This is a genomic window from Sorangium sp. So ce394 (assembly GCF_051474665.1).
GTDB classification, from domain to species: Bacteria; Myxococcota_A; Polyangia; order Polyangiales; family Polyangiaceae; genus Sorangium; species Sorangium cellulosum_D.
This window is the reverse complement of sequence record NZ_CP150339.1, coordinates 4020001-4032345: the sequence shown is the minus strand read 5'-3', so window position 1 is coordinate 4032345 and position 12345 is coordinate 4020001. Positions and strand designations below refer to the sequence as shown.

The window sequence follows — 12345 nt, the reverse complement described above, 5'->3', positions numbered from 1 at the left end:
CTCTCCATGGTCCCTGCTCCATCCTCGTCGTGGTCTGCCCTGCCGTGCCGCCCGGCCACGCTGACATGGGCCGCGCCGGACGGCAGCCGGGGCGCGGGCCCCAGGGCGCGACGCCGAGCGCCGCGGGTGGCGAGCGCTCAGCCGCGGCGCCGGCGGCGCGCCGCGAGCGCCGCGGCAAGGGCGCCCGCGAGCCCGACGGCGACGCGGCGCGACGGCCCGTCCCGGTCCGCGCCGGCGGCCGCGCAGGTGCACGCGCCGCTCGTCACCTCGAGCTCGCCGTTCGCCATCCACACGTCGCTCCCGACCGGGAGCTCGCGCGCGCCGAGCGAGACGCCGTCGTAGAGCACGTCCACGGCCAGCGTGGCGCCGCCGGAGCCGTGCGGCGCCGCGACCGCGAACCGCCACAGCCCGCGGCGCACCTCCGTGAGCGGCGCGTGCGTCACCCCGCCTTGGACCGCGACCGTGAGCTTGTCGGCGGGGACCCTCACCGGGGCCCCGTCCGCGCGTCGCAGCTCGATCGTCCCCCAGACGGGCCAGGACGGGTCGGGCCTCGCGTAGGTGCTCGACAGCACGTACCAGCTCCTGTCGAGCGCCGGCGTGTTGTCCCCGCTCTCGGCGGCCTCCAGCGCGAGCCGCGTGCCCTCGAGATCGAGCACGCCGGGCCCGAGCTGCACCTCGAGCGGCACGGCGCCCCTCGGGTACCGCGCGCCCGCCTGGAGCGCGTCGGTGACCTCTGCCTGGGTCAGGTTCGGGTTGACCTGGAAGAGCAGCGCGATGGCGCCTGCGACCTGCGGGGCCGACATCGACGAGCCCGACGCGATCGCGTGGTAGTCGTCGACGACGAAGCAGGGCTCGTCGTCGGGGCACCCGGGCGTGTCGAACAGCCCTCCGGGGCCATTGCGCGGGTCGACCCCGCTCCCCATCGCGGCCGCGACCAGGCCGCCGGGCGCGCTGATCTCGGGCTTGGCCACCCCGAACGGCGTGGGGCCGGCCGCGCTGAAGTAGCAGGCGCTGTCCTCCTGGATCGCCTCGCCGTCGAGGCTCGTGAGGCGAATGCTCGTCGAGCTCCCCTGCGGCTGCCAGCGGACGCGGTTGATGGTGCAGCCCACGGCGAGCAGGCCGGGGTGGCTGGCGGGCACGTTGATCGTCCCTTGCTTGATGCCGCGCGTGAACTGGAGCCCGAGGTCGTGCGACGCCGAGACGTCGCCGAGCCCCGTCACCCAGAGCTGCGCGTCCCCGCGGCCTTTCAGGTGGATCGCGAACTCGCCCGCCTCCCACGCCCCGCTGAAGGCCACGACGGCGCTGTTCGTGTTCGCGTCGATGGGCTTTCCGTTCGCGATGCGGTTGATCACGGCGCCCGTCGTCTCGCCGTCGTCGGCGGTGTAGCCGGCGCTCTCTCCGGGCTCGATGAGGCCGATCCACGTCTCGCCGCCCGGCCCCTCGAGGCCGACCGAAACCTCATCCCCGGGTCGGAAGGTGATCCAGACGTATGCCTCCCCGTTCGAGGCCCTCGGCGTGCGAATGGGCACGCGCGTGTCGGCGTACGGCGAGACGTGCGCCTCGGTGTGGATCCCCATCGGCCCCTCACCGTCGATCTCGTACAGCGCGCCGCTGTTGCCGGCGGCGACGACGATCGCGCGTCCCGGGTGATTGTCGCCGACCATCGCGGCGAGCCCTGCCTCGAGCGGGCTCGTCCCGTCGTGCGGCCCGAAATCGCTCCCGACGCTCAGGTTGACGACCGCCGGCATGCCGAGCTCCTCCGCGCGGTCGAAGATGAACCGCACCGCCTTGAGGATGTCCGGATCCTCGAAGCCCTCACCGGGCAGCGAGGGCGCGGCGACGACCAGGGTCGCCGCCGGCGCCACCCCGACGTACCGCGGCCGCGCGTTGACCATCGGCCCGCCGTTGCCCGCCGCGATGGAAGCCACGTGCGTGCCGTGCCCCGCGACGTCGCGGACAGCGCGCAGATCCCCGCTCTCGATCATGGCGTCGATATCGGCGTCGGAGAGGATCGCGCACCGCGACTGGTTCGGGTCATCGCACCCGTAGTCCTCCTCGAGCTGCGCGTGCACCCCTTTGGGCTTCCCCGCCTGAAGCAACCATCGGATCCGCGTCTTGCCGTCCTTGCGCCGGAAATCCGGGTGGGCCACGTCGATGCCGGTATCGACGATGCCGACGATCACCCCGGTGCCGTCGGCCCCGGTGGCCTTCCGGTACGGGTCGACGCGGATCCACACCTTGGATCGATCGAGCTGGGGCTGCCGCGGCGGTCCTGTGAACAGCGAGAGCTCCGGGTGCGCGTCGGCGAAGGCGCCGATCTCGCCCGGCGCGAGCCGGACGGTCCCGAAGCCCGGCGCGACCGGGAGCAGCCCGAGCGACCGCGCGTCGGCGCCGGCGGGCAGCGGCACCAGCACCGGGATGCGCCCGCCCGGATCGGCGAGCGGGTGCCGCCCGAGGCGCGGGCTGAGCAGCCGCGCCACCGCCGCGGCCGGGACGTCGGCGCGCGCTTCGCCTGGCGCGAGAGCGAGGCCGAGCAGCGCGAGGGAGAGCGGGAGCCTGCGGGCAAGCACGCGGCGAGTCTACACCACCTTCACGCGCGGCCGGCCCAGCGGAGCGCGGCCCTCGCGGCGCGCGCTCGAGGGCGCCGCGGCGAGCCGCGCGCCTGCCGGCTCGCCGCTCACACCGGCGGGACGAGGTGCTTCTTGCGCGGCCGCTCTTCGACCTTGCCGGCGTACCGCTCGAAGCGGCGCGCCACCTCGCGGCGGAGGTTCGCCGCCGGCACGACCGCGTCGATCACGAGCTCGCTCGCGAGCTTCTCCAGATCGACGTCCGCGCGGTACTCGTCGCGCAGCTTCTGGACGAGCGCATCGCGCTCCGGCCCCGCCGGTATCGCCTGGATCTTGTTGAAGTAAACGGCGTTCACCGCGGCGCTCGGCCCCATCACCGCGATGGACGCCGAGGGCAGCGCGATGCACTCGTCCGGCGCGAACGCCGGCCCGCACATCGCGTAGAGCCCGGCGCCGTACGCCTTGCGCACGACGACGGACAGCTTCGGCACGGTCGCCTCGCTCACCGCGGCGATCATCTTCGCGCCGGCCCGGATGATCCCCTGCCGCTCGACGACGGTCCCGATCATGAAGCCGGGCACGTCGGCGAGGTACAGGAGCGGGATGTTGAAGGCGTCGCACAGCCAGATGAACCGCGCCGCCTTGTCGGCCGAGTCGACGAACAGCACGCCGCCCTTGTACTTCGGCTGGTTCGCGACGATCCCGACCGCTCGCCCCTCGATGCGCGCGAGCCCCGTGACGATCTCCCTCGCGTAGAGCTTCTTGATCTCGACGAAGCTGCCCTCGTCGATGACCGCGTCGATCACGGCCATGATGTCGAACGGCTTGTTCTCGTCCGCGGGGATCACGCCCTCGAGCGGCCGCTGCCCTGGCTTCTCCGGCCTCGGCTCGACGCGGGGCGGGGCCTCCGCGGAGCTCTGGGGCATCAGCGCGAGGTAGCGCTTCGCGAACGCGATCGCCTCCTCCTCGGTCTTCACGAGCACGTCCCCGCACCCCGAGACCGAGCAGTGCATGCGCGCGCCGCCGAGCTCTTCGAGGGTGACCTTCTCGCCGATCACCATCTCCGCCATCCGCGGCGAGCCCAGGTACATGCTCGCGTTGCTCTCGACCATGCACACGACGTCGCAGAACGCCGGGATGTACGCGCCCCCCGCCGCCGACGGGCCGAACAGCAGGCAGATCTGCGGCACCAGGCCGCTCAGCTCGACCTGGTTGTAGAAGATCCGGCCCGCGCCGCGCCTCCCGGGGAACATCTCGATCTGGTCGGTGATCCGCGCCCCCGCCGAGTCGACGAGGTAGAGCAGCGGGCACCGGAGGCGCCGCGCGGTCTCCTGCACGCGCAGGATCTTCTCGACGGTGCGGCGCCCCCACGAGCCGGCCTTCACCGTCGAGTCGTTCGCCATCACGCACACCGGGCGCCCGCCCACGGTCCCGCTGCCGGTGATGACGCCGTCGGCCGGCAGCTCGGGATCCAGCGCGTTGGCGAGCGCCGCGTCCTCGATGAAGCTCCCTTCATCGAGGAGCAGCGCGACGCGCTGCCGCGCGAACAGCTTGCCCTGCTCCGCGTTCTTGTCGTGGTACTTCTGCGCGCCCCCCTTCTCGATGCGCGCCGTGAGCTCCCTCAGCTTCTGATCGAGCGACATGGCGCGACCCATAGCCCTAAGCGCGCCGGGCGACCACCTCCCGCGCCGCCGTTTCGAGCTCCCGCGCGGTCCGGGCGACCAGCACCTTGGTCGACGCCGCGGCGTAGCGCAGCATCGCGCTGTCCCCCGTCCCCCAGGCGCCCGGCCCCTCGGGGCAGAGCCAGAGCAGCGCCCGCGCCCGGTCGCGGAGCCTCCTCACGACCTCCGCCTCGTCCGCGAAGTAGTTCGTGCGCCCGTCGCCGAGGATCACGAGGGTCACCCGCCGGTCCACGTCCCGCCCGTACCGCTCCTCGAAGGCGCTCAGGACGCGCCCGTAGTTCGAGTTGTGCGCCCGGCTCACCACCTCGCCGCGCTGGATGCGCTCGAGCGCCGCGCCCGCCGGCATCGCCCCGAAGAGCTCGGTCGTCTCGGCGAGCTCGCTCACGAAGACGAACGAGCGCGTCCGGTCGAAGAGCTCCTGCGCCGCGCAGACGAACTCGAGCATGAACCGCGCGGCGACGCGGACCGAATCCGACACGTCGCACAGGACCATGAGGCGCGGCTTGTCGCGCCGGCGCGCCCGCCGGGCGGGCTGGAAGGGCACGCCGCCGGTCTGGAGGCTGCGCCGCAGCGTCCGGTGCGGATCGATCCTGCCGCGCCGCGCGCGGCGCCTCCGGAGCCTCTCCGCGCCGCGGAGCCGCTCGGACAGCGCCCGCACGGCGCGACGCACCTCGTCCATCTCGCCTTCGCCGAGCGAGGCGAACGGCACATCCATGCGGCCGGGGGCCGCGGGCTCCTCGCCCTCGACGCGCCGGAGCGCCAGCGTCACGTGCTCGCGCACGCGGTGCCGCATCCGCTCCATCTCCGCGGCGAGCGCGTCGGCGAGGGCCTTCCCCCGGTCCTCGCCGAGCGCTTCCTCGAGCGCGCTCCGGATCCTCCGCAGCGCGCTGGCGACGGCGGGCACCCCGAGCTGATCCATCACCCGCTGTGCGAAGAACCCGACCTGGAGCGAGCTCGTCATCGGCGCGAGCACGCGCGCGATCCCCGCCGACCGGAGCGCCTGGTCGAGCTCCCCTGCGGTCCCTGCGAGCGCCTGGAACCCGAGCGCGTCGCCCGACGCCCCGCTCCGCTCGGCCGCCGCTGTCAGCAGATCGCGGAGGGCGGAGAGCTCCCCCTCCGAGAACCCTCGCTCCCGGAGGCGCGCCCACAGGTCGCCGACGTGCGCGCCCTCCGGGGAGAAGAAGCGGTCGAAGCAGGCGCGGTACCGGCGGAGATCGGCGGCGCGCTCGACGATCACCGCGCCGAGCGCGTCCCGCAGCCTCGCGCGGTCGCCGAACCCGACGAGGGCGCACGCGCGCGCGGCGTCGATGGCCTGCGCCGTCGACACCGCGAAGCCGTCGCGCCGCAGCGCCCACAGAAATTCGTCGATGGAGAGGAGCATCGGGGGCCTCGCCGGTCGCGCGACCCGCGGCGGCTACGGCGCCGGCTCCGCGAGCAGCGCCTGGAGGAGCTTCTCGACCTGCGCGTGCCGGGACGGGTCGTACCCGACCACCACGTCGCGGATGACGCCTTTCTTGTCGATCACGAACATCGTGGGGAGCGCCTTGACGCCGTAGGCCGCGGAGGTCGACTCCGAGGCGTCCGAGGCGACCGCGTAGCGCATGGACAGGGCCTGCGCCGTCTTCGTCGCGACGCCCACGCTGTCGGTCGTCAGGCCGATGACCCGCAGCCCCTGCGCGGCGTACGTCGTGTGCCACTTCGACAGCTGCGGGGCCATCAAGCGGCACGGCCCGCACCAGGTGGCCCAGAAATCGAGCAGCACCACGTTTCCGCGCAGCGCCCCGATGTTCGCCGGAACCGTCCCCGCCACGGTGGCGAGCGGCTTCCAGCCGGGCGCGAAGGTGCCGATCTTGTCGAGGCGAAGGATCTGATCGTGCCCTGGGAACGGCACCAGCGTCGGCGCGACGTCTCGCTCCTGCCCGCCGCGTCGGATCCGGAGGTTCACCACGTTGCCCGGCCCCGCGAGCGCGACGCGGGCGACCAGCTGCTTCGGATCTTCGAGCGGCACGCCGTCCGCCGCGACGACGTGGTCCCCGTCCACGATGCCCGCCTTGGCGGCCGGCGAGCTGGTGACGACGTGCTTCGCGACCACCCCCCCGGCCGGTCCGGGCGCCAGCTCCACGCCCAGCCAGGCGCGGCGGGACGCTTCCTGCGCGACCGCCCGTGAGGCCCCTCCCATCAGCGCGGCGCCTGACAGCGCCACCAGCGTCGCAGCGAAGAGGGCGCGCCACGCGCGGCCTCGCCTGGAAGAGGCCAGGTGCATCCTGGCAGTGTAGCATCTCGACCGGTGCGGTCCCGAACCCGCCTCCCTGCGTGGTGCGCGGTCGCTGCGGCGACCCTGGCCTCGCCGATCCTCTCGATGGAGGCGCAGTCCCGTCCCGGGTGGGCGCCCTTGCCCCTCGGCTGCGCGCCGTCGCGCCCCCGGACGCCCCACGAGGAGGCGACCGCGTGGATCGAGCGCGGCTCCAGCCCCGTCGCCGAGCCGCGCGCGACGGCCGTCGCGCCCGCTGCGTCTGCGCCCGCGGAGCCGTCGGCGTGGGAGCTCGCCGGGCAGCTCGCGAGCTTCACGCCGGCCACGGGCCGTGCTCGCTCCCAGCATTTCACCGGCGAGATGGAGGCGGAGGTGCGCATCAACGCGGCCGCCGCTCCCTACCCGGCGCTCGGACCGGCGCGAGCGCTCCCGCCGGGCGCGGCCCTGGTCGAGCTCCACTACCCGGCGGGCTCGTCGGAACCGGCGACGCTGCTCGCCATGGTGAAGCGCTCGGCCGGCTACGACCCTGACGGCGGCGATTGGGAGTACCTCGTCCTCACGCCACAGGGCACGTCCACCCACCGCGGCGCCTTGCCTCTCTGCAAACGTTGCCATGCGGACGCCCCGCACGACCACCTCTTCGGAGGCCCGCGATAGCGCGGCGCATCATCCCGCTCCATCGACGCGTGGCTCAACTCCGCAAAGATTGCGGGCCACGACCCCCGACGCGACACCGCTGCCCGAGCCTTCGTGGTGCGGAGCTTCGTGACCGCTCAGGAAACCGCTGCGAAACGCGAATATTCCGCCGGGGCGTTCCGCGCCGAGGGTGTGCCGGCGTCGACGCCGCGCAATGGCACGGAGGCTGCTCCAGGCGGAATTGACCGTGTTCTTCGCTGTGGGCTGCAGCGTGTCGCGGTCCTCCTCCCTCCTGACGGGCCTCATTAGCTTGCGCTTGGTCGTCCAGCTGGCGCGACTTCGCCTCGTCCGTCGCTCAGCTGCTGCTTGGCTTACGCCTTCTGCTGTTCTGTCTGCTTGGCCTGCTCGCCTCGTGGTGCGCTTCAGAGCTTCACTTGCCTTCGAGAGCGTGTGAGAGCGCGCGGCCATTCCGTGACGGAATCGCCGCGCGCCATGTTTTGTCCTGCGGTGGATGCCCCGGCGGTCGGCTCCGTGCGCATGGACGCCCGTGCCGCTGCAAGGCTCGCTCGCTCGGTCGTCTCGTTCGTACGGCGGTGCGACGGCCTAGCGATGAGGCGGGCTCAGCGCTTGGCGGGAGCCAATCGACCGGAGGGGGCCATGAGAATCGAGCGGCGTTCGCCCGTGAAAGCCACGCCCTCGAGCGAGCGTCCCCAGGTCTCGATCACTTTTCCTTTGACAGGCCGCTCTGGGGCGTATAAACGCCGGCACTCACTTCGCGCAAACGAGCGCGACGCGAGGAACGCGGTGGCGTAGCCACGTCTTGCTACTTGTCTTTACAGAGCGCCCATAGCTCAGCTGGATAGAGCATCGGCCTACGAAGCCGGGGGTCGGAAGTTCGAATCTTCCTGGGCGCGCCTGATCGGTTGTGTGACAGATCCAGAGACCCACATGGATGACGGAGCCGAGGTGCTCCTCTCCGCCGTGTCGCGGGCGGAGGATGCCGACGTCGGGGATGCTGCTGGCATCGACGTGATGCGGATGCGCGAGGCGCTCATCGAGGCCGAGGTCGCAGCAGCCGCTGGCGATGTGCCGGTCGGGGCGCTCATCGTCGATGCGGCGGGGGTCGTGCTCGCGCGCGGTCGAAATCGGCGCGAGATCGATCAAGATCCGACCGGACACGCCGAGGTCGACGCGCTGCGGGCGGCGGCGAGGCAGCTGGGCCGGTGGCGGCTCGAAGGGGCGACCGTCTACGCGACGCTGGAGCCGTGTCCCATGTGCGCGGGCGCGCTCGTCAACGCCCGGATCGCGCGGCTCGTCTACGGTTGTCCGGATCCGAAGGCAGGGGCGGTCGACACGCTCTTCGCGATCGGGCGCGACACCCGGCTCAACCATCGCTTCGCGGTCACGTCGGGCGTGCTCGCGGACGAGTGCGCTGCCCTGCTTCGCGCGTTCTTCGCCAAGCTCCGGACCGCCGCGCAGCGACGCTGACCGCGGGGGCGCGGGTCGCGTCGCGCAGGTGCGGGTCGGCATGCAGCGGCTCAGCGGTGGGACCCGCCAGAGCGCCGCGCGCGCAGGTTGTGGTGCGGGGTTGACGGTGAAGACCACGAGGGCGCGGGGTCAGGGCCGCGCGGGCGCGGGTCAGGGCGCCGTCCAGGCGCCCCCCTGCTCGTCGGGTCGATCCTCGATGGCTTCGTCGCCGTCTCCGGCGGGTTGCCTGGGCGCGAGATGGGGCGCGGGGGAGCCTCGCACGACGGTCTCCTGCAGCCCCTTCTCGAGCTCCTCGTCGGAGATCCGGTTGCGCCTGTGCGCGATCTGCATGAGCTTGCGCAGGTACTCGCTCCATGCGGGCGTCACCTCCCCGCTCGCATCGAAATGCTGCACGCTCGGGTTGGGCAGGATCGACGCGATGTAGAGCGCCTGCCCGAGCGAGAGCTGCGCCGCGGACGCGTTGAAGTAGTGCCGCGCGGCGGCGCCGATGCCGTAGACCAGCGGCCCGAACTCCACCACGTTCAGGTAGAGCTCCATGATCTGCTCCTTGGTGAGCTCCTGCTCGAGGTACATCGTGAGCAGGGTCTCCTGGAGCTTGCGCGCCACGCTCTTGGTCCGCTCCAGATACAGGTTCTTGGCGAGCTGCATGCTGACGGTGCTCGCCCCCCGTACGAACCGCCTCTTCCGGAGGTTCTCGCGGATCGAGTTCTTGATGGCTTCCTCGTCGAACCCGTGGTGCCGATGGAAGCCGCCGTCCTCCGTGGTCAGCACGGCGACCTCCATGAAGCGGGAGATGTCCTCATAGGGCACCCACTCGGCGGTCCCCGGACCGGACTCGACCTCGACGCGCTGGCCGCCTGGTCCGTAGACCAGGCGCCGGAACGCGCGCTTGAAACGATCGACGCTCAGCTCCGGCGGCATCTCGGTCACGCGGCAGGTGTTGGAGATGCCCCAGTCCAGCGAGAAGGTCCGATCCAGGTTGGCGGTATCGAAGCGAAGCTTCCCCTCGATCCCGAACGAGCCGGCGAGCCTCATGCCGTGGAGCTTCGCCACCACCCCCTTGGGCGCCGAGTCCAGCATCGACTGGCACGCCGACAGGGGCACCTCGAAGCTGCCGCGGACCCGGTGCGAAGCCCCGACTTGCTCGTACTCGCCGCGCGCGATCAGCCGCAGGGCGCCGAGGTCGATCTCGGCGTCCTCTGCGACGATCCTGGACCCGTCGAGCTTGCCGTTGGCCTTTGCCCGCCATGCCAGGTCGAGCCCGGCGATGGGCTCGTCTGCCAGGGCCGCGCTCCGCAGGGAGAGGTTCTTCAGCCTCCCGTCGCCGTCGACGCCCAGCGTCTGACCATCGGCCGACAGGACCACCCGCGCGCGGCTCACGATCGAGGTCCGCGCCACATCGAACAGCCCCAGGTCGCCCTCATGGACACCGAGGGTCGAGAGCCAGATGGGCCCCCCCTGCACGTCGGCGACGATCTCTTGCGGGGTCTCCTTCGCGTCATTGATGGGCACGCGAAGCCGGAAGGTGAGCGCCTGCTGGGCGTCGGAGCCGGCGGTCGAGATCGCCGCCTCGCCGGGCGAGAGCTCTACCACGAGGGAGCCGACCTCGCGCCGTACGGCGAGGCTGCCCGGTCCCAGGTTGAGCATATCGGCCCTGCGCTTGAGGCGTGCCGTGACCCCTGCGACGTCGACTTTTGCCCCCTCCCCGAGCGCCAGATCGATCATCCGGGCCGTCCGCAGGAGCGCTTCTCGGATCGCAACCCCGCGGTTCTGGCCCGAGTCGTCGCCCTCGCCCGGTTCCGCCGCTCTCTTGATCTGCGCCGGCCGGGTGTTCCCACCCTGCTCGGGCGCCACCTGGGGTTCGGGTTCGACCTCCGGGAGCGTCACCTCGGCGTCGATGGCCGCGGCCGAGAGCTCGCTCACCTGGTAACGAGCCTGCTCCCGGGCGAGCACCAGCCGGCCCTCTCGGACCGAGAAGGCGGCGTGTCCCAGGGACAGCATCGCTTCCTGCGCGGAGATGGAGGTCCGCCCCTCGGCGCGCGCCAGGTGTACCCCGGCCGCGGACAGGCTCTCTCTGGGCGTGTCGGTTCGATCGGACCAGACGACCTTCAGACCCTCCAGGTCGGTGCTCCCGCCCCCCTCGCTCGGGACGGCGCCGGAGCGCCCTGGCGTCTGCCCAGCCCGCCATGTCTCCAGTTCGTGGAGGATCACTTCCCGCGGGCCGACGGCGGAGACCGTGCCCCCGCGCATCGCCACGCGGCGTCCCGAGAAGCCGAGCGCGACGGCGACCTCATCCAGTCGGATGGCGATGCTTGGCGCGCCTCGCAGCCGGACGTCCACGCCCCTCAGCGAGACGCCGTACCACGTCGGTCGAACCTGCTCGATCGCCAGCGATGCCCCGTATCCTGCGGCAGCCTTCTCCGCCTGGTAGCGCACGAACGGCGCAAACCCGGCGATGAGCCCGCAGCCGAGGGCGCCACCGGCGATCAACGCGATTCTCTTGCGCCTGGGTCCCAAGGTTCCCCTAGGGTAGCAACGCCTGGCCGCCGGGAGAAAGTCGCTCCGTCACCTCGCGAGCACCCGACCACTCCGCGCCGGTGCTCGCGCCCTCGCGCTCGTCGCCCCTTCGGGGCTTCATCATACCGCGTCGGGGAAGTTCATCGCCCCCATCGCCGTTCTGACATACGGTAGGCACCCCTGAGGGGTGCTCGGAACGCCCTTCCCTGCGGGCCCCGAGCTCGCCGCCGCCGCGCCTGTCCCCGGAAGCCGAAGGCGGCCACCGCGCCGCGCCCGCGGCGCAGCCCCCGAGACCCAGAAAGTCCCAGGACAAAAAAATAAAAAAACCTGCGCACGGCTCGCACCATGCGCAGGTTCAAAGAAAATCCCGGCGGCGTCCTACTCTCCCACCAGGTTGCCCTGGCAGTACCATCGGCTCCAAGAAGCTTAACTTCCGAGTTCGGTATGGGATCGGGTGTGACCTTCTCGATATCACCACCGGAAACTTGTGGGTGCGTCCAATCGGAACCCCGCGGAGCCCGCTATCGCGGCGCTCTACTCATTTACGCAGGGCCAGCTGTGTCACGCTGCTCGTCACCCGAACTCCGGGCGCGACGCTTCGATGTTTGCCTTAGAAGTATGGTCAAGCCGCACGACCTATTAGTACCGGTTAGCTCCGCCGATTGCTCGGCTTCCACACCCGGCCTATCAACCTCGTGGTCTACGAGGGGTCTTTAGGGGCCTTGCGGCCCGGGACACCTAGTCTTGAGGCCGGCTTCCCGCTTAGATGCTTTCAGCGGTTATCCGTTCCGTACATGGCTACCCGGCTATGCCCTTGGCAGGACAACCGGAACACCAGAGGTACGTCCACCCAGGTCCTCTCGTACTATGGGCAGCTCCTCTCAAGTGTCCTACGCCCACGGCAGATAGGGACCAAACTGTCTCACGACGTTTTAAACCCAGCTCGCGTACCGCTTTAATCGGCGAACAGCCGAACCCTTGGGACCTGCTCCAGCCCCAGGATGCGATGGGCCGACATCGAGGTGCCAAACCGCGCCGCCGATATGAACTCTCAGGCGCGATCAGCCTGTTATCCCCAGAGTACCTTTTATCCGATGAGCGATGGCCCTTCCATACAGAACCACCGGATCACTAACGCCTGCTTTCGCACCTGTTCGACCTGTCGGTCTCACAGTTAAGCTCCCTTGTGCGTTTGCACTCTACG

The 12345-nt window shown here is 71.3% G+C and carries 7 protein-coding genes, 1 tRNA gene and 2 rRNA genes (1 of these 10 only partly in view); 3 read left to right on the top strand and 7 right to left on the bottom strand.

The window, feature by feature from the left end:
• Positions 1-137 precede the first annotated feature (137 nt).
• From WMF33_RS15060 to WMF33_RS15045, 4 genes are all read right to left on the bottom strand, one after another.
• Positions 138-2570 carry a S8 family serine peptidase gene (locus WMF33_RS15060; protein WP_437337770.1) on the bottom strand — a complete coding sequence of 811 codons (2433 nt, stop codon included), beginning with the start codon at positions 2568-2570 and terminating at the stop codon, positions 138-140.
• Positions 2571-2677: 107 nt separating this feature from the next.
• Positions 2678-4210 (bottom strand): acyl-CoA carboxylase subunit beta, encoded by a 1533-nt coding sequence (locus WMF33_RS15055; protein ID WP_061625368.1) that lies wholly within the window; start codon positions 4208-4210, stop codon positions 2678-2680.
• Positions 4211-4226: 16 nt separating this feature from the next.
• On the bottom strand, positions 4227-5630 hold the full coding sequence (locus WMF33_RS15050) for a VWA domain-containing protein (RefSeq protein ID WP_437337769.1): 1404 nt from the start codon (positions 5628-5630) through the stop codon (positions 4227-4229).
• 33 nt (positions 5631-5663) lie between these two features.
• Positions 5664-6512 (bottom strand): redoxin domain-containing protein, encoded by an 849-nt coding sequence (locus WMF33_RS15045; protein WP_437337768.1) that lies wholly within the window; start codon positions 6510-6512, stop codon positions 5664-5666.
• A 24-nt stretch (positions 6513-6536) separates the two neighbouring features.
• Between WMF33_RS15045 and WMF33_RS15040 the strand changes: the two genes are divergently transcribed.
• The 3 genes from WMF33_RS15040 to WMF33_RS15030 all read left to right on the top strand — a co-directional run bounded on the left by WMF33_RS15040 (position 6537) and on the right by WMF33_RS15030 (position 8624).
• Complete coding sequence (locus tag WMF33_RS15040) at positions 6537-7157, top strand: hypothetical protein (protein ID WP_437337767.1); 621 nt, start codon at positions 6537-6539, stop codon at positions 7155-7157.
• Between the two features lie 819 nt (positions 7158-7976).
• Positions 7977-8050: transfer RNA gene (locus WMF33_RS15035), tRNA-Arg, on the top strand.
• Between the two features lie 34 nt (positions 8051-8084).
• Positions 8085-8624 (top strand): nucleoside deaminase, encoded by a 540-nt coding sequence (locus WMF33_RS15030; RefSeq protein WP_437337766.1) that lies wholly within the window; start codon positions 8085-8087, stop codon positions 8622-8624.
• Between the two features lie 150 nt (positions 8625-8774).
• Here WMF33_RS15030 and WMF33_RS15025 read toward each other — a convergent pair whose 3' ends face one another.
• The 3 genes from WMF33_RS15025 to WMF33_RS15015 all read right to left on the bottom strand — a co-directional run.
• Positions 8775-11114, bottom strand: coding sequence for a biosynthetic peptidoglycan transglycosylase (locus WMF33_RS15025; RefSeq protein ID WP_437337765.1), 2340 nt, complete (start codon positions 11112-11114; stop codon positions 8775-8777).
• Between the two features lie 392 nt (positions 11115-11506).
• Positions 11507-11623: ribosomal RNA gene (rrf, locus tag WMF33_RS15020) — 5S ribosomal RNA — on the bottom strand.
• Between the two features lie 136 nt (positions 11624-11759).
• Positions 11760-12345, bottom strand: a 23S ribosomal RNA gene (locus tag WMF33_RS15015) (it continues 2422 nt past the right edge of the window).

Bases quoted from the DNA above. Each gene is read 5' to 3' on its own strand.
- WMF33_RS15055 (WP_061625368.1), bottom strand. From the start codon at position 4,210: ATGTCGCTCGATCAGAAGCTGAGGGAGCTCACGGCGCGCATCGAGAAG.
- WMF33_RS15045 (WP_437337768.1), bottom strand. From the start codon at position 6,512: ATGCACCTGGCCTCTTCCAGGCGAGGCCGCGCGTGGCGCGCCCTCTTC.
- WMF33_RS15030 (WP_437337766.1), top strand. From the start codon at position 8,085: ATGGATGACGGAGCCGAGGTGCTCCTCTCCGCCGTGTCGCGGGCGGAG.
- WMF33_RS15050 (WP_437337769.1), bottom strand. From the start codon at position 5,630: ATGCTCCTCTCCATCGACGAATTTCTGTGGGCGCTGCGGCGCGACGGC.